28 protein-coding genes are annotated in these 24,933 nt (G+C 69.3%); 17 read left to right on the forward strand and 11 right to left on the reverse strand.

Going from position 1 to position 24,933, the window contains the following annotated elements:
* Window positions 1-993 (reverse strand): ABC transporter substrate-binding protein, encoded by a 993-nt coding sequence (locus IG04_RS0123450; protein WP_030478850.1) that lies wholly within the window; start codon window positions 991-993, stop codon window positions 1-3.
* Between the two features lie 187 nt (window positions 994-1,180).
* Here IG04_RS0123450 and IG04_RS0123455 point away from each other — a divergent pair, with 187 nt between their 5' ends.
* From IG04_RS0123455 to IG04_RS48655, 5 genes are all read left to right on the forward strand, one after another.
* Complete coding sequence (locus tag IG04_RS0123455; protein WP_030478851.1) at window positions 1,181-1,498, forward strand: hypothetical protein; 318 nt, start codon at window positions 1,181-1,183, stop codon at window positions 1,496-1,498.
* Window positions 1,499-1,547: 49 nt separating this feature from the next.
* The gene (locus tag IG04_RS46650; protein ID WP_157512975.1) at window positions 1,548-1,700 is read left to right on the forward strand and encodes a hypothetical protein; all 153 of its coding nucleotides are present in this window, start codon (window positions 1,548-1,550) and stop codon (window positions 1,698-1,700) included.
* 102 nt (window positions 1,701-1,802) lie between these two features.
* Complete coding sequence (locus IG04_RS0123465; RefSeq protein WP_248782534.1) at window positions 1,803-2,732, forward strand: C40 family peptidase; 930 nt, start codon at window positions 1,803-1,805, stop codon at window positions 2,730-2,732.
* A 221-nt stretch (window positions 2,733-2,953) separates the two neighbouring features.
* Window positions 2,954-3,940 (forward strand): C40 family peptidase, encoded by a 987-nt coding sequence (locus tag IG04_RS0123470; RefSeq protein ID WP_030478853.1) that lies wholly within the window; start codon window positions 2,954-2,956, stop codon window positions 3,938-3,940.
* 164 nt (window positions 3,941-4,104) lie between these two features.
* Window positions 4,105-4,665 carry a LysM peptidoglycan-binding domain-containing protein gene (locus IG04_RS48655; RefSeq protein WP_030478854.1) on the forward strand — a complete coding sequence of 187 codons (561 nt, stop codon included), beginning with the start codon at window positions 4,105-4,107 and terminating at the stop codon, window positions 4,663-4,665.
* 102 nt (window positions 4,666-4,767) lie between these two features.
* On the opposite strand, the gene IG04_RS0123480 is transcribed toward IG04_RS48655, so the two are convergent.
* Both IG04_RS0123480 and IG04_RS0123485 read right to left on the reverse strand, forming a co-directional pair.
* A complete protein-coding gene (locus tag IG04_RS0123480; protein WP_030478855.1) occupies window positions 4,768-5,070 on the reverse strand; it encodes a hypothetical protein in 303 nt (100 codons plus the stop codon).
* A gap of 126 nt (window positions 5,071-5,196) precedes the next feature.
* Window positions 5,197-5,841, reverse strand: a complete 645-nt coding sequence (locus tag IG04_RS0123485; protein WP_030478856.1) for a hypothetical protein — start codon at window positions 5,839-5,841, stop codon at window positions 5,197-5,199.
* 178 nt (window positions 5,842-6,019) lie between these two features.
* Between IG04_RS0123485 and IG04_RS0123490 the strand changes: the two genes are divergently transcribed.
* From IG04_RS0123490 to IG04_RS0123505, 4 genes are read left to right on the forward strand one after another with little or no spacing between them, the layout of a single operon-like run.
* Entirely contained in the window at window positions 6,020-6,721 is a 702-nt protein-coding gene (locus IG04_RS0123490; protein WP_030478857.1) for a VIT1/CCC1 transporter family protein, read from the forward strand.
* A gap of 25 nt (window positions 6,722-6,746) precedes the next feature.
* Complete coding sequence (locus IG04_RS42795; RefSeq protein ID WP_036015514.1) at window positions 6,747-6,965, forward strand: hypothetical protein; 219 nt, start codon at window positions 6,747-6,749, stop codon at window positions 6,963-6,965.
* Between the two features lie 7 nt (window positions 6,966-6,972).
* Window positions 6,973-7,650, forward strand: coding sequence for an HAD family hydrolase (locus IG04_RS0123500; protein WP_030478858.1), 678 nt, complete (start codon window positions 6,973-6,975; stop codon window positions 7,648-7,650).
* Complete coding sequence (locus tag IG04_RS0123505; protein WP_036015517.1) at window positions 7,647-9,962, forward strand: glycoside hydrolase family 65 protein; 2,316 nt, start codon at window positions 7,647-7,649, stop codon at window positions 9,960-9,962. Before IG04_RS0123500 ends, IG04_RS0123505 begins: the two co-directional genes overlap by 4 nt.
* Here IG04_RS0123505 and IG04_RS0123510 read toward each other — a convergent pair.
* The 5 genes from IG04_RS0123510 to IG04_RS0123530 form a co-directional block, all read right to left on the reverse strand.
* Entirely contained in the window at window positions 9,959-11,050 is a 1,092-nt protein-coding gene (locus IG04_RS0123510; protein ID WP_030478860.1) for an IS630 family transposase, read from the reverse strand. The two genes, IG04_RS0123505 and IG04_RS0123510, sit on opposite strands and share 4 nt — an antisense overlap.
* Window positions 11,051-11,197: 147 nt before the next feature.
* Window positions 11,198-11,533, reverse strand: a complete 336-nt coding sequence (locus IG04_RS0123515) for an SgcJ/EcaC family oxidoreductase (RefSeq protein ID WP_030478861.1) — start codon at window positions 11,531-11,533, stop codon at window positions 11,198-11,200.
* Window position 11,534: 1 nt separating this feature from the next.
* Window positions 11,535-12,236, reverse strand: coding sequence for an SDR family NAD(P)-dependent oxidoreductase (locus tag IG04_RS0123520; protein ID WP_030478862.1), 702 nt, complete (start codon window positions 12,234-12,236; stop codon window positions 11,535-11,537).
* Between the two features lie 107 nt (window positions 12,237-12,343).
* Window positions 12,344-13,261 carry a LysR family transcriptional regulator gene (locus IG04_RS0123525; RefSeq protein WP_036015672.1) on the reverse strand — a complete coding sequence of 306 codons (918 nt, stop codon included), beginning with the start codon at window positions 13,259-13,261 and terminating at the stop codon, window positions 12,344-12,346.
* 37 nt (window positions 13,262-13,298) lie between these two features.
* Complete coding sequence (locus IG04_RS0123530) at window positions 13,299-14,270, reverse strand: alcohol dehydrogenase catalytic domain-containing protein (RefSeq protein ID WP_030478864.1); 972 nt, start codon at window positions 14,268-14,270, stop codon at window positions 13,299-13,301.
* An 83-nt stretch (window positions 14,271-14,353) separates the two neighbouring features.
* On the opposite strand from IG04_RS0123530, the gene IG04_RS0123535 reads away from it, so the two are divergent.
* From IG04_RS0123535 to IG04_RS0123550, 4 genes are all read left to right on the forward strand, one after another.
* Complete coding sequence (locus IG04_RS0123535) at window positions 14,354-15,520, forward strand: beta-1,3-glucanase family protein (RefSeq protein ID WP_030478865.1); 1,167 nt, start codon at window positions 14,354-14,356, stop codon at window positions 15,518-15,520.
* 82 nt (window positions 15,521-15,602) lie between these two features.
* The gene (locus IG04_RS0123540; protein ID WP_030478866.1) at window positions 15,603-16,274 is read left to right on the forward strand and encodes a response regulator transcription factor; all 672 of its coding nucleotides are present in this window, start codon (window positions 15,603-15,605) and stop codon (window positions 16,272-16,274) included.
* Window positions 16,271-17,596 carry a sensor histidine kinase gene (locus tag IG04_RS0123545; protein ID WP_030478867.1) on the forward strand — a complete coding sequence of 442 codons (1,326 nt, stop codon included), beginning with the start codon at window positions 16,271-16,273 and terminating at the stop codon, window positions 17,594-17,596. Before IG04_RS0123540 ends, IG04_RS0123545 begins: the two co-directional genes overlap by 4 nt.
* Window positions 17,597-17,649: 53 nt before the next feature.
* The gene (locus IG04_RS0123550; protein ID WP_030478868.1) at window positions 17,650-18,690 is read left to right on the forward strand and encodes an NAD-dependent epimerase/dehydratase family protein; all 1,041 of its coding nucleotides are present in this window, start codon (window positions 17,650-17,652) and stop codon (window positions 18,688-18,690) included.
* Here the strand turns inward: IG04_RS0123550 and IG04_RS0123555 are convergent.
* Window positions 18,677-19,837, reverse strand: a complete 1,161-nt coding sequence (locus IG04_RS0123555; RefSeq protein WP_144065305.1) for a hypothetical protein — start codon at window positions 19,835-19,837, stop codon at window positions 18,677-18,679. The genes IG04_RS0123550 and IG04_RS0123555 overlap by 14 nt on opposite strands.
* Before the next feature lie 121 nt (window positions 19,838-19,958).
* Between IG04_RS0123555 and IG04_RS0123560 the strand changes: the two genes are divergently transcribed.
* From IG04_RS0123560 to IG04_RS0123575, 4 genes are read left to right on the forward strand one after another with little or no spacing between them, the layout of a single operon-like run.
* A complete protein-coding gene (locus IG04_RS0123560; RefSeq protein ID WP_030478870.1) occupies window positions 19,959-20,597 on the forward strand; it encodes a glycosyltransferase family 2 protein in 639 nt (212 codons plus the stop codon).
* Complete coding sequence (locus IG04_RS0123565) at window positions 20,594-21,226, forward strand: TIGR04282 family arsenosugar biosynthesis glycosyltransferase (RefSeq protein ID WP_030478871.1); 633 nt, start codon at window positions 20,594-20,596, stop codon at window positions 21,224-21,226. Before IG04_RS0123560 ends, IG04_RS0123565 begins: the two co-directional genes overlap by 4 nt.
* Window positions 21,223-21,822 carry a class I SAM-dependent methyltransferase gene (locus IG04_RS0123570; RefSeq protein ID WP_030478872.1) on the forward strand — a complete coding sequence of 200 codons (600 nt, stop codon included), beginning with the start codon at window positions 21,223-21,225 and terminating at the stop codon, window positions 21,820-21,822. The genes IG04_RS0123565 and IG04_RS0123570 overlap by 4 nt, the downstream gene beginning before the upstream one ends.
* Window positions 21,819-22,862, forward strand: coding sequence for a molybdopterin-dependent oxidoreductase (locus IG04_RS0123575; RefSeq protein ID WP_030478873.1), 1,044 nt, complete (start codon window positions 21,819-21,821; stop codon window positions 22,860-22,862). Before IG04_RS0123570 ends, IG04_RS0123575 begins: the two co-directional genes overlap by 4 nt.
* Window positions 22,863-23,188: 326 nt before the next feature.
* Here the strand turns inward: IG04_RS0123575 and IG04_RS0123580 are convergent, their stop codons facing one another.
* On the reverse strand, window positions 23,189-24,004 hold the full coding sequence (locus tag IG04_RS0123580; RefSeq protein WP_030478874.1) for an ABC transporter permease subunit: 816 nt from the start codon (window positions 24,002-24,004) through the stop codon (window positions 23,189-23,191).
* Complete coding sequence (locus tag IG04_RS0123585; protein WP_030478875.1) at window positions 24,004-24,864, reverse strand: ABC transporter ATP-binding protein; 861 nt, start codon at window positions 24,862-24,864, stop codon at window positions 24,004-24,006. Before IG04_RS0123585 ends, IG04_RS0123580 begins: the two co-directional genes overlap by 1 nt.
* Between the last annotated feature and the right edge of the window lie 69 nt (window positions 24,865-24,933).

A 24,933-nucleotide genomic window follows, 5' to 3' on the forward strand; every position in this document is an offset into this window, starting at 1 on the left:
CTACTTTGCCAACACCTGGTCCAGCTGGTCAGCCAGTTTGTTCATGATGCCGGCGTAGGAGGAGTAGCTCAGCGGCGCGACCGCGTTCCACTCGACGAACCGGCCGGCCTGCACGGCGGGCAGGCCCTGGAAGACCGGGTGGCCCTCCTTCATCTGCTCCGGGGCGAGCACGTGCTGGCGGGTGTCCCACATGATCACGTGCTCTTTGTACGTGCCTGAGTTCTCCCACGACAGCGACTGGAAGTAGCCGCCACCCTCGGCGTCGGGCGTGTCCGGCGTGAGCATCGGCAGCCCGAGCTCCTTGACGTACCAGTCGAGGTCGGGGTTGCGGGCGGGCACGGCGACGTAGAGGAGCTTCGGGTCCGCGCCGATCACCTGGATCTTCTGCTTCGCGTCCGTCATCTTCCTGCCGATGGCCTTGAGCCTGTCGGCGGCCTTGGTGAACGCCTCCTCGTCGGCCTTCACCTTCGCGGAGTCGACGTCGGCGCCGAGCGCCTTCGCGAGCTCCTTGAAGCGCTTGATCCCGTCCGGCAGCTGGATCTTCGACTGGCCGATGCCGACGGTCGGGGCGACCTTGAGGACCTTCTCCTCGAACTCGGCGGTGAGGTGCCAGAGCCCGGAGACCTCGGGGTAGTAGCCGGCGACGACCAGGTCGGCGTTCAGCGCGGCGAACTTCTCGAAGTCGATCTCGCCGTAGCCAGGGCCGGTGACGTCGGTGACCTGGCTCGGGTCGATGCTGCCGGCCTCCGGGTCGGTCGTGCCGTCCGCGCGCTTGAGCGGGCCGAACGTGCCGACGACGTTGATGCCGTAGTCCTTGAGTGCGCCCGCGGCGGACACCTGCGCGACGACGCGCTCCGGCCGTTTCGGCGCGGTGACCTCCTTACCGCGATCGTCCTTGAAGGACCACTGGCCACTTCCCTGCTCTGTGGGAGCGTTTCCACCGCACCCGGCCACTAGGCCGAGCAGCAGAACCGCGGCGACTGTCCTGCGCACCTGTCCACCTCCTGATTTAGGCTTGCCTAACCTATCAAGAGGGTTTGCGGACCAGGAATTCGCGGTAGGTGGCTCACCGTGCGGAATCACGCGGCGACTGCGCGTCGAAAGCCGGCGGCGCGTGTCGATTTCGCCGGCGCCGGTTCGACGTTCCAGCAGAAGGCAGGTTCCGGATCGGAGGGTCGCCATGATCGCCACGCTCATCGCAACACTGGTCGAAGAGGACCACGCCGAGGACGACGGCGTGCTGGCGCCCGACGACCGCCTGACCTGCCACGTGCACGGGAGGTGGATCCACCAGTGCGTCTCGTCGCCCGTGCACATCAACCCGGTCACGCGGCACCGCTGGTGCCGTGGCTGCGACTCGCCGCTGGGCGTCGTGGTCGACGAGCTCACCGGTGCCGTCGCGATGCGCTGCCCCCGCTGTGGGCGCGGGGGCAGCGCCGCCACCGCCCGCCTGATTGCCGCGTGCCGTGCCTCGATCGAGGCACGGCGGGCCGCCTGATCGGGTGAGGCCGCCCGATTTGCGACTTTTGGTCGTTAGGTTGCTCTTCGTGTCTTTTCCTTCACGCATCGCAACCGTCCTGGCCGCCACCGCGGGAGCCGCGCTGGTGACGGCCTTGCCCGCCCTCGCCGACGAGCTGGTGGACGTCGAGTTCGACGCACCCGTCCTCGTCGTCGAAGGACCGCTCGTCGACCTCGACTGAACCCCTGCACCCGTTCGGCCGTAGGCCTCCTCAGAAGCCGATTCCGACTCCTGAGGAGGCCGCGTGCCCGGCCGTGCTGCAAGGACTACCGCTTTGGCCGCCGTGATCGCCGCGACGGTGGTGTCGATGCCTTCGGCGCACGCGCAACCCGCCGACGACGCGCTGAAGGTCTACAACGACCTGACGCGGGAGGCGGAAAAGCTCAGCCAGGACCACCTCAAGGCGCAGGGCGACCTGTCGAGGGCGAACGGGATCGTGGTCGCCGCCACCGAGGCCGAGAAGAAGGCGCTGGCCGAGTCGGAGCAGTTCCGCGGCCAGGTCGACACGCTGACCGAGGCGACGTTCGAGGGAGCCCGGCTGGGCGACCTCTCGGCGTTCCTGACCTCGACGTCCCAGCAGGACTTCCTGGAACGCATGCAGGCGATGAACATCATCGCCGCCGACCAGAACGCGGCGGTGTCGCGGATGAACGCCACGCTGACCGAGGCGACGAAGGCCCGCACCGACGCGACCAACGCCGCGGCCGCCGCGGAGAAGCTCGCCGCGGACGTCTCCACCCGCAAGGTCGCCATGGAACAGCAGGTGTCCACCGCGCGGACGAAGTACCAGTCGTTGTCCGCGCCGCAGAAGCAGACCCTGGCCGCTCCCGGCCCCAAGGTCACCGTGAACGCGCCCGCGGGTGCGGCCGGCGCCGCGCTCACCTTCGCGCTGGGCGAGCAGGGCAAGCCGTACGTGTTCGGCTCGAACGGACCGAACTCGTGGGACTGCTCGTCGCTGATGCAGGCCGCCTACCGGGCCGCCGGGGTGTCCATTCCGCGCGTCACCTACGACCAGGCGAAGGTCGGCCGCGGCGTGGGTCGCGGCGAGGTCGCGCCGGGCGACCTCATCATCTATTACTCAGGACAGTCGCACGTGGCGATGGCCGTGGACGGCACCCGAGCGGTGCACGCGTCCACCGAGGGCGTGCCGGTGAAGATCGCGAACATCGACTCGATCGGGCCCATTTCGGTGATCCGCCGGGTTGTCGGGTGACGCGTCTCTCCCACCCCGCGATAAACCCACGTGGACGACTGTGAGAGCGTGCTGGCCGGTGAACTGATGGGCCCCGGTGCTAGACGAAGGCAAGGTCATTCCGTAACCTGTCCGAGACCTTCGGCCCAGCAGTTAACCCACTCGGGGCACACGCCAAGGTTGCCGCGTTACGCGCAGTAATTCTCGCGGAGCGGCTGCCAGGAAAAAGGAGGACCCGCGACGTGGTGTCGCAACCCTCACGCCGCATCGTGCGTGGAGCACTCGTGGCGACGGCAGCAGTTGTCGCCGCAGCACTGCCCACGGCACCGGCCACCGCACAGCCCAACGCCGCGGACGCGCTCAAGAAGTACAACGAGCTGTCCGAGCAGGCGTCCAAGCTCAACCAGGACCACCTCAAGGCTCAGGAAGACCTGAAGGCCAAGCAGGGCGAGCTGGACAAGGCCAAGGGCGACCTGGCCGGCGCTCAGCAGGCCGAGGAGTCCCTCCGCGGTCAGGTCGACCTCCTCACCGAGGCGACCAACTCCGGCGCGAACTTCAGCCAGATCTCCGCGCTGCTGGTGAGCGACTCGCAGCAGGACTTCCTCAACCGCATGTCGGCCATCAACATCCTCGCGGCCGACAACGCGGACGCACTGCAGAAGCTGACCGACGCCGTCAACGCGGCGGACGCGGCGACGAAGTCGGCCAACGAGGCGACCGAGACGTCGAAGAAGCTGCTCGCCGAGATGAGCCAGAAGAAGGCCGATCTCGACAAGCAGCTCGCCGAGGCGCAGACCCAGTACCGGTCGCTCAGCAACACGGTGAAGAACCAGCTGGCCGCGTCCGGCGACATGTCGAACATCAACGTCCCGGCGGGCACCGCGGGCCGTGCTCTGCAGTTCGCGCTCAACCAGCGTGGTCTGCCCTACGTCTACGGGTCGAACGGCCCGAACTCGTGGGACTGCTCGTCGCTGATCCAGGCCGCCTACCGCTCAGCAGGCGTGAGCATCGGCCGCACCAGTTACGCGCAGGCGGTCGCCGGTCGCCCGGTGAGCCGCAGCGAGGTCAAGGCCGGGGACATCCTGGTCTACTACTCGAGCCAGTCCCACGTGGCGATGGCGGTGGACGGCATTCGCGCCGTGCACGCGTCGACCGAGGGCGTGCCGGTGAAGATCGCCGACATCGACTCGATCGGCCCGATCTCGGGCATCCGCCGCATCGAGGGCTGATCTCCTTCTCGTGCTGAACGCCCCCTGCCTCCGGGCAGGGGGCGTTTTTCACTCCCTCGGGTGCACGTGCGCCGCTCACCCGGCGGCACGGTCGCGGCCTGACTAGGTTCCGCTTCGGGCGCCGCCGATTCGGGCGGTCGACATCGTCCGAAGTGGAGCTTCTTGTGGACACCTTGCAAGCCGGGCAGGAACTCACCCGCGGCCAGCAGCTGACCAGTGCCAACGGATACCTGCTGACCCTGCAGTCCGACGGCAACCTGGTCCTGTCTGAGAACACCGGCACGGTGTGGGCCAGCGGCACCGACGGCAAGGGCGCGGTGCGGGCCGCGCTGCAGGACGACGGCAACTTCGTGCTCTACACGAGCGACAACAACGCCGTGTGGTCCACCGGCACCCAGGGTAACCAGGGCGCGCGCCTGGTCCTGCAGGACGACAGGAACCTGGTCGTGTTCGGCAGTGACGGCGGCGCGAAGTGGGCCTCCAACACCAACACAGACTCGCCGCAGGCCTCCCCCGAGGCGGCCGCTCCCGCTCCGGTCGAGGAGGCGCCCGCCGCTCCGGCCGCTCCGGCCGTGCAGACCTACACCGTTGCGGGCGGCGACACGCTCTGGGCGATCGCCGAGCGCTTCTACGGCGACGGCAACCGCTACGGCGCGATCGCGTCCGCCAACGGCATCGCGAACCCGGACCTCATCCACCCCGGTCAGGTGCTGACCATCCCCTGATCCCGGGGCTGCCACGAACCGGGCCGGACACCTTCTTCACGGAGGGGGTCCGGCCCGGTTCGCATGTCGGGGAATCGCCGTTGATCCCGCCTGATCAGAATCTCAGCCGGACTGCTCCTGGCGCGCGATCGCGAAAGCCGGGTTGCCCTCGTCGTCCTGACGCACGTCGAGGACCTTGTCCTCCAGGTACTGGGCGGCCGCCGGTTCCAGGATGACCTTGGCGCCCGCTGGGGTCGCCACCACCTCGTCGCCGTCGGTGGCCTCGCTGAGTGACAGCTCCAGCGCCGCCTGACTGTTCTGCTCGGTGGCCAGGGCGAAACGCAGGCCGATGTCGTCGGTGGTGCCCTCTGACTGTGACGTCAGCTCGTTGATGACCTCCGCAGCCATCGGCGTGACTTCGAGCATGTCGGCCCCTTATATCGGAAACAAGAAACTCGTTCCGTGTTCCCGGCCTGGGCCGATTTCAATCATCGATCACCGAAGTCGCAGGTAGAACGCCCTTTTCTGGTCGGCCAGGCACCCTGCCGCCTCCTAGGCGACGCGGTGTGCCTGCCTCGACACCTCGTTCCGCACGTGCCCGCAGGACGAGCACACCCGCTGCACCGGGATCAGCTCGGCGACCAGCCGCCACGAGTCGGCGAACGACGGCACCTCCTGCCCCGGCACGAGCAGGCTGTCGAGCACCTCCTGCCGGCGCCGGCCCCTCTCGCGGCTGCGCTCCACCGGGTCGCGCCGGTGGGCGAGCGCACGCGTCTCCGCCTGCGCCTGGCGGCCCTGCGAGCTGAGGGCGCCGCCCCGGCGAGGGGCGTTCAGAGCGGCGTTGCGGCGGTTCACCCGGTACCACTCGCCGAGGGTGATGCCCGCCAGCGGCGGCTTGGCGAGGCCCGCGCCGTCCGCCGTCCAGGTGCGCAGGCGGGCCCGCAGGAACTCGTGCGCCACCTGCGCGCGGGAACGGGGGCGGCCCTGGCTGGTGCCGTCCGGCTTCTTGTCGATGGCCACGAGCAGGGCGTCGACGCTCCAGCCCGCCCTGAACCACGGCTCGAGCAGGCGCCGCACCCAGCGGCGGTCGGCGTCGGCCCACGAGGCGCGCACGCACAGGGACTCCACGGCGACGTCCACGTCGGAACCGGTGGACGGCACCACGCGGCCTGGCCAGCGGCTGGGTTCGATCTGCATCGGGAACTGACCTCCTCTAGCACGCACACGAACACCTGTTCGACATGCTGCCACGGGGGTCTGACAAAAAATGAACCTCCAGCCTCTGACCAGGGAGAACTCACCCGTTCAGCAGAGTCCGAACGATGCGGCGGCGTGGTCGTCCCGCACGCCGCGAAACCAGCGCTAACCTGCGGAAATGACCCACCACGAGCCCCACGACGAGGTCACCGGCGACCGGATGAACTGGCTGCGCGCGGGCGTTCTCGGCGCCAACGACGGCATCGTGTCGACCGCCAGCCTCGTGGTGGGCGTCGCGGGCGCCACCACGGACCGCGCCCAGATCCTCGTCGCGGGCCTCGCGGGTCTCTTCGCGGGCGCCATGTCCATGGCCAGCGGCGAGTACGTGTCCGTCAGCAGCCAGCGCGACGCCGAACGCGCCCTCCTCGCCCAGGAGCGCAGAGAGCTCCGGGACATGCCCGAACAGGAACTCGAAGAGCTCAAGGAGATCTACGAGGACAAGGGCCTCGACGAGCAGACCGCGGAGGAGGTCGCCAGGCAGCTCACCGAGCACGACGCGCTGGCCGCCCACGCCGAGGCCGAGCTGCACATCGACCCGGACGGGCTGACGAACCCGTGGGGCGCCGCCATCGCGAGCTTCGTCTCGTTCACCATCGGCGCGCTCCTCCCCCTCGCCGCGATCGCCCTGACCACGACCGGCCTGCGCGTGCCGATCACGGTCGCCGCCGCCGTCCTCACCCTCGCCCTGACGGGTTTCGTGAGCGCGAGGCTCAGCGGCGCCGGCAAACGACGGGCGGTCGTCCGCAACGTCGTGGGCGGGCTGATCGCCATGGGCGTCACGTACGCCATCGGCTCGCTGGCCGGCCAAAGCATCGGATAGCACCGAACTGGGTACTGGGAAGGATATGAGCGAAGAACGCGGCGCGTACATCCAGGAGAACTCCGACGACTTCGAGGGTCTGGACGAGGACAACCTCAAGCACGACCCGCTGGAGACCGAGCCGGAGGAAGGCTGGGCGGAGTCCACCAAGTACGGGATGACCGAGTACGAACAGGCGCACCCACGGCCGCTGGACGAGCGGCTCGCGGAAGAACGCGGCGATGTCGGCGAGACAGGTGCATGATCGAAACATGAGCCTCGGCATCCCGGAGAAGATCACAGCGTTGCTGTTCGACCTCGACGGCGTGCTCACCAGCACCGCCGTGCTGCACAGGCAGGCGTGGCGGCAGACGTTCGAGGCCATGGGCCAGCCGTTCAGCGAACAGGACTACCTGGCCTACGTGGACGGAAAGCCACGCTACGACGGTGTGCGCAGCTTCTTGGCGTCACGCGGCCTCACGCCGCTGGAGGACGAGGTCCGCCGCATCGGCGACCAGAAGAACGAGCTGGTCAACTCGATCATCGACGAACAGGGCATCACGCCGTACCCGGCCTCGGTCGACTACCTGAAGGCCGCCAGGGCAGCGGGCATGCCGATCGGCGTCGTCACGTCGTCCGCCAACGCCATGCGCGTCCTGCGGGCGGGCAACCTGCTGGACTACGTCGACGCACTGGTGGACGGCAACGTCATCACCGCGTCGAACCTGCGGGGCAAACCGGCACCGGACTCGTTCGTCGAGGGCGCCAGAAGACTCAGGACCGCACCCGGGAACGCCGCCGTCTTCGAGGACGCGCTGGCGGGCGTGCAGGCAGGTCGCGACGGCGGGTTCGGGTTCGTCGTCGGCGTCGACCGCGGCAACCAGGCGGAGGCGCTCAAGGCCGGCGGCGCCGACGTGGTGGTCGACGAGCTCGACGAGCTGCTGTCATGAGCTACGCCATCGAACCGTGGCAGCTGCGCTGGCAGGGCCTGTCCGTGGACCACCTGCACCAGACCGAGTCGACGTTCGCGTTGTCCAACGGCCACATCGGCATGCGCGGCAGCCTGGACGAGGGCGAGCCGAGGGGCCTGCCCGGCACCTACCTCAACGGCTTCTACGAAGAGCACCAGCTGCCGTACGGGGAGGGTGGCTACGGCTATCCGGAGGCGGGCCAGACCGTCGTCAACGTCACCGACGGCAAGATCATCCGGCTGCTGGTCGAGGACGAGCCGCTGGACATGCGCTACGGCAACGCCGTCGAGCACGAACGCACCCTCGACTTCCGCTCCGGCACGTTGCGCCGCCGCACGGTCTGGGAGTCACCGACGGGCAGGCGTGTGACCGTGCGCAGCGAACGGCTCGTGTCGTTCACGCAGCGCGCAGTGGCGGCCATCAGGTACGAAGTCGAGCCGATGGACGACCTGCAGCTCGTCGTCCAGTCCGACCTGCTGGCCAACGAGCCGACCAAGAGCCGCAGCAACGACCCGCGGGTCGCCGCCGCACTCGATTCCCCGCTGGTCAACGACTTCACGATGGCCGAGAAGACGCGGGCCGTGCTGTGCCACCACACCAGGGTGTCCGGCCTGCGCATGGCCGCCGCGATGGACCACGAGATCGACGTCGACGGCGTCGACATCCGCACGGAGATCCACGCCGAGGACGACCTGGCCCGGTTCACCGCGGCCGTCGACGTGCCCGCGGGCGGCTGCCTGAAGCTCACGAAGTACATCGCCTACGGCTGGTCCGGCCAGCGCTCGACGCCCGCGCTGCGAGCCCAGGTGGAGGCCGCGCTCGCCGGCGCCGGCCAGACGGGCTGGGAGGGGCTCCTCCAGGAGCAGAGGGTGTTCCTGGACGACTTCTGGGAAGTCGCGGACATCGAGATCGACGGCGACGACCAGCTGCAGCAGGCGATCAGGTTCGCGCTGTTCCATATCCTGCAGGCCGGGGCACGCGGCGAGTCCCGTGCCATCGCCGGCAAGGGCCTCACCGGACCGGGCTACGACGGCCACGCGTTCTGGGACACCGAGATGTTCGTGCTCCCGGTGCTCACCTACACGGTCCCGGACGCGGCCCGCGACGCCCTGCGCTGGCGTCACTCCACTTTGGACAAAGCCCGCGAGCGGGCGAAGGTGCTGGGGCTCAAGGGTGCCGCGTTCCCGTGGCGTTCGATCAACGGCGCCGAGTGCGGCGCGTACTGGCCGGCGGGCACGGCGGCGTTCCACGTCTCCGGCGACGTCGCGTACGCCACCCAGCAGTACCTGAACGCCACCGGGGACAGGGACTTCGATCGCTGCGAAGCCACCGAGATCCTCGTGGCAACAGCACGGCTGTGGTTGTCGCTGGGTCACCACGACCCGCACGACGGGTTCCGCATCGACGGCGTGACAGGCCCGGACGAGTACTCGGCGATCGTCGACAACAACGTCTACACCAACCTGATCGCCCAGCAGAACCTGTGGGCCGCCGCCGACGCCGCCGAGCGAAACCCTTGTGACGCCACGGAAGAAGAGATCGCGGCCTGGCGCAGGGCCGCGGACGCGATGTCGATTCCGTACGACGAGATGCTGCAGGTGCACCCGCAGGCGGACAACTTCACCAAGCACGCGGAGTGGGACTTCGAGAACACCCCGCAGGAGAAGTACCCACTGCTGCTGCACTTCCCGTACTTCGACCTGTACCGGCGCCAAGTGATCAAGCAGGCGGACCTGGTGCTCGCCATGCACGTGCGCGGTGACGCGTTCACCAAAGATGAGAAGGCGCGCAACTTCGCCTACTACGAGGCTCGCACGGTGCGTGACTCGTCGTTGTCGGCAGGTACGCAGGCGGTGCTGGCGGCCGAGGTCGGGCACCTCGGACTCGCGTACGACTACCTGGTCGAGGCCGCGTTCACCGATCTCCACGACCTGCACGACAATGTCACCAACGGCCTGCACATGGCCTCGCTGGCGGGTGCGTGGACGGCGCTGGTGGCCGGGTTCGGCGGCATGCGCGACCACGGCGGCGAGCTCACGTTCGCGCCACGGCTGCCGGACGACCTGACCCGCTTCTCGTTCCGGATGTCCTTCCGGGGCACGAGGATCTCGGTGGACGTGTGCGAGTCCGGGGCCACCTACCGGATCGTGGACGGCACCGAGCTGACCACGAGGCACCACGGCGAGCCGATCACGATCACCGCGGACGCTCCGGTGACCCTGCCGATCCCGAAGGCTCCCGACCTGGAGCGACCGAAGTCGCCGTTCGGCCGGGAGCCGCGCAGCCACTAGTGTGCTGCGCCGGAAATTCGCCTGCAAAAGCGTGCGAGTGACTCGAGGATCTCTTCGGCGGTCTTGGTCCAGAGGAACGGCCGGGGATGGGTGTTCCAGTCCGCGATCCAGGCCCGGACGTCCTTCTCGAGTGCTTGCACGCTCTTGTGGGCGCCGCGTTTGATCTTCTGCTCGGCCAGGAACCCGAACCAGCGTTCGACCTGGTTGATCCACGAGGATCCGGTCGGGGTGAAGTGCATGTGGAACCGGGGATGCTTGGCGAGCCAGGCCTTGATCGCCGCGGTCTTGTGCGTGCCGTAGTTGTCACAGACCAGATGCACGTCCAGCCCGGCGGGCACGGTCTTGTCGATCGTGATCAGGAACTTGCGGAACTCGGCGGCACGGTGCTGGCGGTGCAACTCGCCGATCACCGTGCCGTCAGCGACATTGAACGCGGCGAACAGGCTGGTGATGCCGTTGCGGACGTAGTCGTGCGTGCGGCGCTCGGGCATACCCGGCATCATCGGCAGCACCGGCTGCGAGCGGTCCAGCGCCTGCATCTGAGACTTCTCGTCCACGCACAGCACCACCGCCCGCTCGGGCGGATTGTGATACAGGCCAACAACATCCACGACCTTCTCCACGAACAACGGATCAGTGGAGAGCTTGAACGTCTCGGCACGATGAGGCTTGAGACCGAAATCGCGCCAGATCCGCCCGACGGTCGACTTGCTCAACCCGGTGCGCTCCGCCATCGACGTCCGAGACCAGTGCGTGGCGCCCCGCGGGACCTCCTCCAGCGTCGCCACGATCACCTCTTCGACTTGATCGACCGTGATCGACGGCGGCCGGCCCGGCCGTTGTTCATCGACCAGGCCGTCCAGCCGATCCCGCAGAAACCGCCTGCGCCACTTCGTCACCGTCGCCGGATGCACCCGCAGATCCTCGGCGATCCGCGTGCCCGGCACACCATCCGCACACGCCAGCACAATCCTGCACCTCTGCGCCAGCACCTGCGACGACTTCGCCCGCCGCGCCCACCGCTGCAACGTTTCCCGCTCCTGCTCGGTCAACGTCACCTCAGCAGGAGGACGTCCAATCCGCGCCATCACCCCACCATAGACTTACCCAGCGGATTTCAGGCGCAGGACACTAGTGGCGTGACCCAGAACGTCGGCTGGGTAATTCACGCTCAGCAGGACGCCTCGTCGTGCGTCTGACCGCGAATTCGCCCGGCAACGTTCTGGGCCACGCCACTAGCCGAGTCGGGAGACCTGGTAGTGCGCGATCAGGTCTCTCTTCACGAGCACACTGAGGTGGACGTTGAGCGTCGGACGGTCGATGAACGAGAAATCGACGTTCAGATAACCCAGAACGAGGTCATCGGCCAGCCGGCGCGTTTCCAGAACCTTGTACTCGGCTCTCAGCCCAATGGGCTGGGAATCGTAGTAGGCGGCGACCGCAGCCCTTCCCACGCTGTACGGGCGAAGCCCCTGGAAAATGGCGTCCTCGGTGAAGTTCGCGGCCACGCCCTCGGGGTCGTGCGCGTCCACGGCGGCCTTCCACCGGTCCATGACGGTCTCGATGATCATGTCAGTGCCCCGCGCTCTGGCCGCCGTCGACGTGCAGGACCTCGCCCGTGACGAACCCGGCCTGTTCCAGGAAGGTGATCGCGTCGACCACCTCGGAGATCTCACCGATGCGGCCGACGGGGTGCAGCCCGGCGAGCGCCTCGTGGGTCTCCGGGGCGTGCATCGGCGTCTTGATGATGCCGAGCGCGATCGTGTTGAAGCGGATGTTCCGCGCCGCGTACTCGACCGCCAGCGACCTGGTGACGGCGTTCAGACCGCCCTTGGTCAGCGACGCGAGGGCGGACGGCACCGCCGACAGCGCGTGGTCGACGAGGCTGGTGGACACGTTCACGACGTGGCCGCCGTTCGCCTCCATCGCCTTGACGGCGCTGCGCGTGACGTCGAAGAACCCGGTGAGGTTGGTGCCGGTGACGGCGGCGAAGTCCTCGTCGGTGTACTCGGTGAACGGCTTGGCGACGAAGATGCCGGCGTTGTTCACGAGCGAGTCGACCCGGCCGAACCGCGCCAGCGTCTCCCGCACGGCCCGAGCGCCCTCACCGGTCTTCGAGAGGTCGGCGCGGATCGCGAGCACCTCGGGGTCGTCCGAGTTCTCGATGGAACGCGAGACCGCGACAACCGAATAGCCGAGCTTGCGATAAGCGGGAACGAGTGCCGCGCCAATTCCCTGCGACGCTCCCGTGACGATTGCCACCTTGCTGGTCATTTTCCTGCTCGCTTTCGAAGGAGGAGTAGCGGATCTGACAGCCACAACCACCCGCGAACCGGCTTCATTTCACGGAATTGCGACCCCTTTCCTCCTTCGTGGAAGGCTCAGCCTCCCAGCGCACGGTAAGGGTCGTCCGAGGGCAGCCAGGCGCGGTCCAGACCGAGGTCGCCCACGTTCCGCACGATCGCGTCGGCCGCGGCGACGACGTCCGCGCGCTCCTCGTCCTCCCGGCGCACCAGCGACCAGGTCCACAGCACCTCGGGGTCGACGACGGGCCGTGCCACGAGATCCGGCGGCAACGGTGTGGTCTGCCCCTTCGGGGAGTTCAGCACCGGCGTCGTGCACACCCGCACGTGGTCGAAGAACGCCGGTCCGGTGATCGCGCCGTTGTGGATGCGCCGGACACGGCAGCCGGTGTCCTCGGCGAACTCCTCGGCGTAGTCGTTCCAGGACTGCCACGACGTCACGTCGTCGTCCACCAGCACCGCGATGTCCTTCGCCCTGACCGGGCTCGTGTCCGTGCCCACGGCCACCGCGTAGAGCCGGTCGGCGCCGAGCAGCTGCGCCTTCAGCCCGAGCTGCGCGGCCTCGGACTTGCGGATCCAGCACACGGCCAGGTCGAGGCTGCCGTCCGCCACCCGCGCCGCCTGCTGGTGCGACGGCACGACCCACGCGTCCACGTAGAGCTGCGCGACCCCGGCCGTGCGGGCGGTCAGGTCCGGCGGCAGCCAGTTCACGTACCCGATGCGCACCGGCCGCGACCCGGACAGCTGCCGTGCGTGCCGTTGCAGCTCGCCGGCCCGTTCCAGCAGCGCCCGCACCTCCGGCACCAGCGCGGCACCGGCGGACGTCAGCGCCACGGTGCGGCGGTCGCGGGCGAACAGCGGCACGCCGAGATCCCGTTCGAGCGCCTTGATCTGCTGCGACAACGACGGCCCCGCGATCAGCAGCCGAGCCGCCGCCCGGCCGAAGTGCAGCTCCTCGGCGACCGCGAGGAAGTACCTGAGTTGACGCAGTTCCACGCCGGACAGCATAGGAGGCCCTGGCTCATCGTCGAGATCACAGCTCCAGCACCACTTTCACGTCGCCGGGCCGCGACTCGAACGCCTCCGCGAAGGACTCCAGCGGCACCCGCCGAGTGATCATCGCCGACAGCCAGGCGTCGTCGGCACGGTCCAGCACGGCCGAAGCCTCCCGGTAGTGGCGCGGGTTCGAGTTGACCGTCCCGAACACGATCCCGTTGCGCAGCACCAGATCCCGGTTGATCTGCCCGACGTCGGCCGGCAGCACCTCGGTGGACGGCACCCCGGTCAGGCACACCAGATCCCGCCCGAGCAGCCGCGCGACCAGCGACGGTGCACCGGTCGCCTCGATCACGACCGGGCAGTCGGGCAACGTCCGGTGGTAGGTGGCGCCCAGCGACTCGACCAGCGCGGGCTTCGGGCCGTCCGCCGCCAGGTCGAACACGTGCACGTCCAGCCCCCGCTGCACCCCGATCAACGCCGCCAGCAGCCCGATCGGCCCGGCCCCGGTCACCAGCACGCTCTCGAACGGGTACAACGCCAGCCGGTCGAGCCGCTCCCACGCCTTGACCACGACGGAGGCAGGCTCGACCAGGACACCTGTCGCGGAGCTGACACCCACCGCATAAGCGGCAGGCACTGTCCACAAAGTGGAGCCGTAGCCGTCGAGTCCGGTGATGCCGCGCTCGGTGTACTGCCCGTTCCGGCACATGTCGAACTCCCCGCGCGCACACGCCACGCACGGCACCGGGTCCGGTCTGCGGACCACCCCGGCGACCAGTGAGCCCGGTTCGAACCCCGGACCGCTGATCACCCGGCCCAGGGACTCGTGCCCGATCACGAGAGTTCCGCCGACGCCGAACTCGCCGCGCACGATCTCGCGGTCCGTCCCGCAGATGCCGATCGCCACGCCCTCGACCAGCAGGTCCTCCGGTCCCGGCACCGGGTCGGGCAGTTCGGTCAGGGCCAGCGACCCGGCTCGTGCAAGATCCACCGTCAGTGCGCGCATGAAGACCATTCTTGACATATGAACAGCAACGCGCTGGTATGAGAGCGCTCTCACAGAACCCTGTCTCAGTGAGGAGATAGTCGATGCGCAAGCTCCTGCTGCTGGCGACATCGGCCCTACTTGGGCTGACAACGATGTCTGCACCGGTGCAAGCGGCTCCACCCAGCCAGCTCCCGCTCACCGTCACCAACAACTCGGGCCGCGGCGACGCGGTCCACCTGTACATCACCGGGATCATGAACGGCCGGCTCGGCTACCTGAACGGCAACGGCCAGTTCACGCCGTGGTCGGGCGGGGCGATCCCGCCCGTTCCCGCGCCGGACTTCTCGATCCCCGGCCCCGGCAACGGCGCCAGCAAGACCGTCCAGATCCCGATCAACTTCGCCGGCGGCCGGATCTACATGTCGTTCCGGGACAAGCTGAAGTTCAGCCTGGTCCCGAACGGTCTCGTGCAGCCGGCCCCGTGGGCGGGCGGCGACCCGAACCGCGACATCCTGTTCGACTGGAGCGAGTTCAGCTACGACGGCGGCGGTCTGTGGCTCAACAGCTCCCAGGTGGACATGTTCTCGGTCCCGCACGCGGTCGAGGCGACGTCCCAGGGCGGTGCCACGACGAAGAGGGGCCAGCTGGTCGCGAACGGGCGCAACCGCGTCTTCGACCAGCACCAGCAGCTCGGCGGCGACTGGGCGAAGCTGGCGTACAGCCGTTCCGACGGCACCCGGCTGCGCGTGCTGAACCCGAGCAAGGGCCTCGACGCGGGCCTGTTCTCCGGCTCGTACTTCCAGAACTACGTCAACAGCGTCTGGTCGACGTACCAGAACACGCCGCTGACCGTGGTCCCGTTCCAGCACGAGCCGAACCGCCGGTTCACCGGCCGCGTGAGCGGCGGGGTCATGCGGTTCACGAACACCTCGGGCCAGCAGGTCGCGGAGTTCCAGCAGCCGTCCACCCGGGACGTGCTCAACTGCGACGGCAGGCTCGCGGCGCCGAACAACGAGCTCGGCGCGATCTCGCGGTCGCTGTGCGCGGCGCTCAACCGGTCGACGCTCGGCTTCATCCACACCCAGCCGACGTACAACGCGAGCCAGTTCTACACCCGCGCGACCACGAACCACTTCTCGAAGATCGTGCACGCCAACATGACCGACGGACGGGCCTACGGGTTCGCGTTCGATGACGTCGGCGGGTTCGAGTCACTTGTCCACGAACCGAACCCGCGTTCGGCGAAAATCACGCTGACCGGATTTTAGGCCGAAGTATTCTTGCGTTTGATCGACTTTCACTCCACTGTGTGAGACGCCGTCGCCGCGGCTCTCACACAGTGGAGTCGTTGTGTGCGTACGGGTCTTGCTGGTCGAGGACGACGAGCGAATCCGGCAGGCTTTGGGCCTCGCCTTGTCCGATGAGGGTTTCTCTGTGGATCAGGCGGGTTCGGGCGAAGAGGCGTTACACCGTTTGGAGACGGAATCGTTCGACGTGGTGCTGGTCGACCTCACGTTGCCGGGCATGGACGGCCTGGAGGTCGTACGGACGCTCCGCACACGCGGTGACCTGCCGATCATCGTGGTGACGGCGCGCACCGACGCCCGTGACATGATCGCCGGACTGGAGGCGGGAGCGGACGACTACGTCACGAAACCGTTGATGGCAAGCGTTCTCGCCGCCCGCGTCCGCGCGTTGTTGCGCCGCCGCGGACCGGGCCGCGAATCCGTTCGGGTCGGGGCACTGGAAATCCGTCCGCAGGAAGGGCTCGTGCACCGGGCGGGTGAACGCGTTCACCTCACCAGGACGGAATTTCGGCTGTTGCTGGAACTCGCTGGTGCGGGCGGCCGAATCGTCACCAGGGAACAGTTGCTGCAGAAGGTCTGGGGATACGACTACTTCGGTGACACCCGACTGCTCGACGTGCACATAAGGCGCCTTCGCCGCAAGATCGAGGCGAACCCGGACGATCCGGAGCTGCTCCTCACCGTGCGCGGCAGCGGCTATCGGATCCGCTCGTGAAACTGACGTTGCGCTGCCGGGTCACCCTCTCGTTCGGTTTCGGCCTGCTGGTCGTCACGAGCGTGCTGGCGTTCGCCACCTGGAACCTCGCTTCCGGCTACATGCTGCGGCAACGGGAGGCGAGCGCGACGCGGCAGGCCGAGGTCAACGTACGACTGGTCGAGAGATCTCTCGCCTCACCCGGTCTCGACGAACTGCTGACCGGCCTCACCACCGGGCCCGACTCGTCGATCCTGGTGCTGAGCCACGACGGCCTGGTGAGGGCGGGCCGGGAGGTCGACCCGTCCCAGCTGCCGGCCGGGCTGGTGGAGCATCCACCGGGCACGGAGCGGATCACCGTGGACGGCCTGCCGATGCTCGCCGTCGCGCGGCCGGTGGCGGGCGACGCCGTCTACGTCGAGCTGTTCGGGTTGCAGCAGCTGAACCGGACGTTCGCGTTCCTGAGCGCGGTGCTGATCGCCGGCACGATCGCCTCGGCGCTGCTCGGGGCGGCGCTGGGCTCGTGGGCGTCGCGGCGGGCGCTGAAGCCGCTGGCGGAGCTGAACTCCGCGGCGGGCCGGATCGCCGGCGGCGATCTGCACGCCCGGCTGCCCGACCAGGACGACCCGGACCTCGCGGCGCTGGCGGCGAAGTTCAACTCGACGGCGCACGCGCTGGAGCAGAGAGCGTTGCGGGACGCCCGGTTCGCCTCGGACGTCTCGCACGAGCTGCGGTCGCCGCTGACGACGATGGTGAACGCGGGCGCGGTGCTGCGCCGGCGTCGTGACCACCTGCCGGGCACCGCCGGGACCGCGCTGGAACTGCTGACCTCGGAGGTCGACAGGTTCGCGCGGATGGTCGTGGACCTGCTGGAGATCTCGCGCGCCGACCAGACCGACGACTACGAGCCGGAAGAGCTCGACCTGAGCGCGTTGGTGCGCAACGTGATCGGCACCCGCTGGAGCGCGGTGCCGGTCGAGGCGGGCCCGGTGCGGGTGCTCGGTGACCGGAGGCGGCTGGACCGGGTCCTGGCCAACCTCGTGGAGAACGCCGAACGGCACGCGGGCGGCGCGATCTTCGTGGCGGTGAGCAGAGCGGGCGACAGGGCACGCGTCGAGGTCGAGGACGACGGTCCGGGTGTGCCGGAAGCGTTGCGGGAACAGATCTTCGAGCGGTTCACGCGGGGCAGGCCCGGCAGCCGGGGCGACGACTCCGGCAGCGGGCTCGGGCTAGCTCTGGTGCGTGAGCACGTGCAGCGCCACCACGGCCGCGTGTGGGTCGAGGACCGCTTCCCGCACGGCGCACGATTCGTGATGGAGTTGCCAGCTCTTACGAAGTCATGACGTGATGGGGTCTGGCGGCGCGCTACCCGGCGGTCCGGTCCTACGGTCGGTCCATGCGAGTACTCATCACTGGCGGGGCCGGGTTCATCGGGTCGCACGTCGCGGACGAGCTGACCTCCCAGGGCCATGAATGCGTGGTGCTCGACGCGTTGCTGCCCGAAGCGCACGGCGCCGTTCCTTCGCTGGAGCACGAACTTGTCGTCGGCGACGTGACCGACGCCGCCGTGCTGCGGCCGTTGCTGTCCACAGTGGACGCCGTGTGCCACCAGGCGGCGATGGTCGGGCACGGCGTGGATCCGTTCGACGCGCCTTCCTACGCGCGCCACAACGACCTGGGCACAGCGGTGCTGCTGGCCGAGATGCACCGGGCCGGGGTGTCGCGGCTGGTGCTGGCGTCGTCGATGGTCGTCTACGGCGAGGGGCGCTACCGGTGCCTCTCGCACGGAATCGTGCGGGCTGAACGGACCGCCGCCGACTTGGCTGCCGGCATGTACGAGCCGCGCTGCTTCTGCGGTGACTTCGTGGTGTCCGAACTGGTGCCGGAGAACGCTCCGCTGGAGCCACGCAGCACCTACGCGGCCACCAAGCTGGCGCAGGAGCACCTCGCGCTGGCGTGGGCCCGGCAGACCGGCGGCAGCGTGTGGGCTCTGCGGTACCACAACGTCTACGGCCCGCGGATGCCGCGCGACACCCCGTACGCCGGAGTGGCGTCGATCTTCCGGTCCGCGCTGCGGAACGGTGCCGCACCGCGGGTGATGGAGGACGGGCGGCAGCGGCGCGACTTCGTGCACGTCACCGACGTGGCTCGGGCCAACGCGCTGGCCCTGGCGTCCCCGCGCCCCGGTTTCGAGGCCGTCAACGTCTGCTCCGGCACCCCGCACACGATCGGTGACCTGGCGTTCGCGCTGGCCGACGCGTGTGACGGGCCGACGCCGGAGATCGTGGGCGGGGCTCGGCCGGGCGACGTCCGGCACGTCGTGGCGTCGCCCGCGAAGGCGTTGGACGTGCTGGGTTTCGAGGCCAGGGTCGGGTTCGAGGAAGGTGTGCGGGAGTTCGCCTTCGCGTCGCAGCGCGAGCCGGTCACCAGTTCGTGAGCACCAGGTGGTTCACCGCCAGGGCCGTGACGGCCTGGGCGGTGAGCCACCGCTTGTCCAGCCTCGCCGTGCCGGCGAGCAGCCAGACCGCGAACGGCAGCCAGATCCGCTCGGTCTCGGCCTTGCTCAGGCCGGAGAGGTCCGCCGCCAGGATCGCGATGCCTGCGGCGATGACCCACTTGTCCCTGCGCAGCCCCTTGATCCCGGCCGGGCCGATCACCAGCGCGAGTGCCGCGAGGTTCGCCCACGCCCAGTACCAGTACGGCCTGGTGTCGCCGATCCCCTGGTAGTAGCGGAGTTTCACGAGCTCGTAGCCGTCGAGCCACCAGAACCCGCTGATCGCGAACGCCGCCACTACCGCGAGCGCGCCCGCGACGGCCCAGCCGATCCTCCGGCCGACCGCGACGATCGCGAGCGGCGCCAGCAACACCAGGCCGTAGGACAGGAACAGGCACCAGCCGAGCACGATGCCGCCCAGCAACGGCCACCGGGTGAGCAGGTAGATGCCGACGGCCGCCACCCCCATGAACATCCCGTCCGCGGACGCCCCCACCCACACCGCGCCGGGGAACAGGACGAGGAACGGCAGCACCGCGTTGGAGCCGATGGCCTTGGGAATCGCCACGACGGCAAGCGATCCGACGAGGACGCAGAAGATCGACGCCGCCGCTCCCCCGCCGAGACCGATGCGGTCGAGCGCGACGAACGTGAGCAGCGCGCCCGGCGGGTGCCCGGAGACGTGCGTGGTCCACGAGTCGGGCTGGAAGTCCGGGATGCGCGCGGCGAAACCGCGCAGCATCGCGGGAATGTCGGTGACGCCCGGAACCTCGTGCAGGTACTCGTCCTCGGTCGTCAGCCTGGTGACGAACCGGGTCCAGCCGTCGACCATCGCCAGCGAGAACGTCCACGCCGTCGCGGCCATGTAGGCGATCGGCAGCGCGAACCGATGGTGCGCCAACTCCGGTCCCTTGGCGACGACGAGAAACGCGATCAGGACCGCGACGGGCGTGCCGGGGCCCACGTGCGGCTGCCAGTCACCGAAGAGCGGCGCGGCGGCGGCGAATAGGACGCCGGGGTCGTTGCCGTTGACGACGACCCCGGTGATGATGGCGGCAGCGACGAGCAGCCCTGCGATGACCAGACGCACCGCGCCCAACCTAGGGGGTCGGCCGGGTGCCCGCGGACCTCGCAAGACAATCGTAAGAACTCTTTGGTGCGTCACAATTCCGTAAGCACCACAACACTTTCCCATGGTCCAGGCTGGACGCATGGATGTCGTGTTGCCCTGCCTGGACGAGGCCGCCGCACTGCCCGCGGTCCTCGCCTCCCTGCCGGCCGGTTACCGCGCGATCGTCGTGGACAACGGGTCTTCCGACGGCTCGCCCGAGGTGGCTGCCGCGTACGGCGCTCTGGTCGTGCACGAGTCGAAGCGCGGCTACGGCGCCGCCATACACACCGGTCTGCTCGCGGCCACCTCCGGTCTCGTGGCGTTCGCCGACGCGGACGGTTCACTGGACCTGGCCGAACTACCCGCGATGGCCGCGCTCCTGGCCGATGCCGACCTCGTGGTCGGCCGGCGAAGGCCCGTGCACGCCGGAGTGTGGCCGTGGCACGCACGTGCGGGTAACGCCGTGATCGCGTCCCTGTTGCGGCGCAGGGGTTTGGACGTGCACGACATCGCACCGCTGCGCGTGTGCCGGCGGGAGGCGTTGCTGGCGCTGGACGTCCAGGACCGCGCGTTCGGCTATCCGCTGGAACTGCTGGTGCGCGCGGCGGAGGCGGACTGGCGGGTGCGCGAGGTCGACGTGGCCTATCGCGCCCGTGCGGCCGGCACTCGGTCGAAGGTCTCGGGCTCGGTGCGCGGCACGCTGCGGGCGGCACGGGACATGGCGGGGGTGCTGCGATGAGGTTCTGCCTGCTGATCATGGCGAAGTCGCCGGTGCCGGGCCAGGTCAAGACGCGGCTGTGCCCGCCGCTGTCGGCCGAGGAGGCTGCTGACGTGGCGGCGGCTTCGTTGCTGGACACGATCTCGGCCGCTCTGGACACCTCCGGCGCCGTGCCGGTGGTGGCGCTGGCCGGGATGGTGCGGCGTGAGGACGTCCGTGACGCTCTGGCCGAGTGCGTGGTGATCCCGCAGCGCGGTGTCTCGTTCGCCGAGCGGCTGGTGAACGCGCACGCCGACATCGCGCGGTTCCGGATGCCGGTGCTGCAGATCGGGATGGACACGCCGCAGGTCACGCCGTCGCTGCTGGAGTCGTGCGCCGAGTTCGGGGAGGCGGCGCTCGGGTTCGCGCTGGACGGCGGCTGGTGGGCGCTCGGTCTGCGGGATCCGTTGCGGGCCGAAGTGTTGCGGGACGTGCCGATGTCGCGCGCCGATACGGGAGCGCTGACGCTGGAGGCGTTGCACGGGCTGGAGGTGCGGCCGCTGCCGATGCTGTCCGATGTGGACACGATGGCGGACGCCCGCGCGGTGGCCCGGCTGGTGCCGGGCAGCCGGTTCGCGGCGGCGCTGACCCAGGCGGCGGTGGCGCGATGATGTTCGACCAGGCCCTGAAGGGTCATCCCGGCTGGCTCGACCTCCCCGGCACCACCTCGCGCGAACTCAGCGTCGCGCGCTGGCACGCCGACGCGGACGGCGGCGACTCCGTCCTCCTCGACGCCTGCACCGGCCCCACTCTCGACGTCGGCTGCGGCCCCGGCCGGCTCGTCGCCGCGCTACTGGCCCGCCGGGTCCGCGCGCTCGGCGTCGACGTGTCCCCGGAGGCGATCCGGCGCACCACCGAACGCGGCGGCATCGCGATCCGCCGCGACGTGTTCGACCTGCTGCCGGGCGAGGGCCGCTGGCAGCACGTCCTGCTCGCCGACGGCAACATCGGCATCGGCGGCGACCCGGCCGCACTCCTGCGCCGCGTCCGGAACCTGCTCAGGCCCAGCGGAACCGTCGTCGTCGAGGTCGAGCCACCCGGTGCGGGCCTGACGACCGGCCAGGCGCGGGTGCGGACCGAGGACACCCGCGGCCAGTGGTTCCCGTGGGCCTGGAGCGACGCGGAGTCCCTGACCACCGACGGTTTCTTCCTGCTGTGGCAGGCCGAACGCGCCGGGCGCTGGTTCGCGTGCTGGGAGCGACTGTGAAACTCCCCGTCTTCAGGGCCCCCGCCCACCACACGGGCGTGACCAGCCGGGTCGGCACGTGGCTCGGCATCACGTTCGGGCTGTGCTTCGTCACCGGGCTGCTCAGCCACGGCGCGCAGCACGACTGGGTGTGGCCGACCCGCCCGGTCGACCTCTACCGCGTCACCCAGGGCGTGCACGTGATCTCCGGGGTCGCCTCGATCCCGTTGCTGCTGGCCAAGTTGTGGAGCGTCTACCCGAAGCTGTTCGAACGTCCGCTGGTGAAGTCCGTGCCGCACGCCCTGGAGCGCGGCTCGATCCTCGTACTGATCGCGGCGTCGTTCTTCGAACTGGTCACCGGCCTGTTCAACGCGGCGCAGAACTACCCGTGGTCGTTCTACTTCCCCACCGCCCACTACGCCGTGGCGTGGATCGTGATCGGCGCCCTGCTGGTCCACATCGCCGTCAAGATCCCGCTGATCCGCCGCACGCTCGAACCGGCGTCGGAAGAGCGGACCATCCTGTCCCGCAGGGCTTTCCTGCGCACGACCGCGTTGACCACCGGCGTCGCCGTCGTGGCCACGGCGGGGGTGACGGTGCCGTGGCTGCGCAAGATCTCGGTGCTGGCGTGGCGGTCGGACGGCGACCTGCCGGTGAACCGGACCGCGCAGGCCGCGAACATCGTGGTACCGCAGGACTGGCGGCTGAAAGCAGGCGCGAAGAGCTACTCGCTGGCGGACCTCCAGGCGATGCCGCAGACCACCGTCGACCTGCCGATCGCGTGCGTCGAGGGCTGGAGCCAGAACGCGACCTGGACCGGCGTCCGCGTCTCCGAGCTGGTGGGACGCGGGGACGTGCGGGTCGAGTCGCTGGAGAAGGACGGGCTCTACCGCGCGAGCACACTGCCGGAGGCCTTCGCCCAGGATCCGCTGACCTTGCTGGCACTTCAGCTCGACGGCGAGGAGCTCAGCCTGGACCACGGATACCCGTGCCGGCTAATCGCGCCGAACCGGCCTGGTGTGTTGCAGACGAAGTGGGTCACGTCGCTGGAGGTGCGGTGAGAATCGCTCTGGGCATCCTCGGCGTGGCACTGGGAGCGTGGGGCGCCTGGCTGCTCCTCCCCCAGGTCACCGTCGAGCTCCTGATCTGGCTCGGCGGCGGCGTGGTCCTGCACGACCTCCTGATCGCCCCGCTCGTCGGTGCCGCCGGACTCGTGGTCAGACGCCCGTCCATCGGCATCGGCCTGACCGTCTCCGGCATCGTCACGCTCCTCGCGGTTCCGTTGCTGTGGCGCGAGGACAGCGGGCCGGTCAACCCAGGCCTGCACGACCGCGACTACCCCGCAGGAGTCGCGGTCGCACTGGGCGTGACCTGGGCCGCCGTCGTCCTATACGAGGTCGCGGCGCACCTTCAGCAGCGTCGCCGCACCAACGAAGAACACCACGTACCCGACGAGGAACAACGCCGCGGTGGTGCCGCTGAGGTCGGTCAGCACACCGGGAGCACCGGACCCGCCCACGGCACCGGCGAGGTTGCCGGCCGATCCGCCGGGCAGGACCCTGGTCAGCGACTCGACCGGTCCGAGCAGGGAACCCACGCCCCGCAACAGGTTCTCGGTGACGATCGCCCACATCAGCCCGAGGCCGACGGCCAGCGCGGGTCCCTTGGTGACGACGCCGAGGAACACGCCGAACGCCGTCCACATGGCGGCGATCAGCAGTGACGCACCCAGAGCCTGGAAGACACCGAGCCCCGGCAGACTCCAGTCCCAGCCTTCCAGCGACGCCACCGTGATGGACGCGCCGAGGTTCACGACGAACGTCAACGCCACCAACAGGACCACGACGATGCCGAGCGCGCCCAGCGTGCCGGCCATCGCCGAGACCCGGCGCGGGCCGGCCGTCAGGGTCGTCTTCCAGGTGCCCCAGCCATATCCGCTGCCGATGGCCAGCGCCGCCAGCACCAGGATGATCGCGCCGCCGAACATGGGCAGGCCGCGCACCACGGCCGCGCCGACGTTCTCCGGCTGCATCGCGCTGATCAGCTGCTGCTGGGACATCGACCGCGTGTTGGTGCCGCCGTTCAGGGCGAGGTAGTTGAACACGTAGCCGAACGTCAGCGTCATCACCAGCCAGACGCCGATCAGCACCCAGGTCGCCGGCCACTTCCACAGCCTCAGCAGCTCCGCCTTCACGCTGCCCATCACGCCGCTCCCGTCATCTCGAAGAAGACCTCTTCCAGCGTCCGGCGCAGCGGCCGGACCTCCTGCACGTCCACGTCGGCGTGCACCAGCGTGCGCACCAACGCCCCCGCGTCCGTCTCCCGCACGTGCAGCACGTCGCCGTGCAGCGAACTGCCCTCGATCAGCACGTGCGCCTTCTCGATCGGGTCGGCCTTGATCACCAGGACCGTCTCGCCGCGCAGCTGCTCGACCGTGCTCTCGGCGACGAGCTTCCCGTTCGAGATCACGCCGACGCGGTCGCAGATCTCCTCGACCTCGCCGAGCAGGTGGCTCGACAGCAGCACCGTCTGGCCCTGCGCGGCCAGCGCCCGCACCAGGTCGCGCATGTCGGCCATGCCCGCCGGGTCGAGGCCGTTGGTCGGCTCGTCGAGGATCAGCAGCTCCGGCCGGCCGAGCAGTGCCGCGGCGACGCCGAGCCGTTGCTTCATGCCGAGCGAGTACCGGCGGAACTTCTCGGCGGCGGCACCCACCAGGTCGACCTGCTCCAGCGCGGCCTCGACGTGCGTCCTGTCCACGCCCCTGCGAGCGGCGTGCACGCGCAGGTTGTCGCGGCCGGACAGGTACGGGTAGAAGCCGGGCCCCTCGATCAGCGACCCGACCTTGAGCAACGCCCTGGGAGTGCCCGGCTTCTCGCCGAGGACCCTGGCAGATCCGCTGGTCGGCCTCACGAGCCCGAGCAGCATGCGGATCGTGGTCGTCTTGCCCGCGCCGTTGGGACCGAGGAACCCGTAGACCTCGCCCCGCCGCACGGACAGACTGACCTCGTCCACCACGGCGCGGTCGCCGTAGCGCTTCGTCAGCTTCTCCGTCGTCACGATCATGGGCTCAACTGTGGTCCCGCGGGACCTCTAAGGCGTCCGCTCCGGAGCGTCATGAAGATACGCACATCT

The sequence above is a fragment of the Lentzea albidocapillata genome, from assembly GCF_000719115.1.
GTDB lineage: Bacteria > Actinomycetota > Actinomycetes > Mycobacteriales > Pseudonocardiaceae > Lentzea > Lentzea albidocapillata.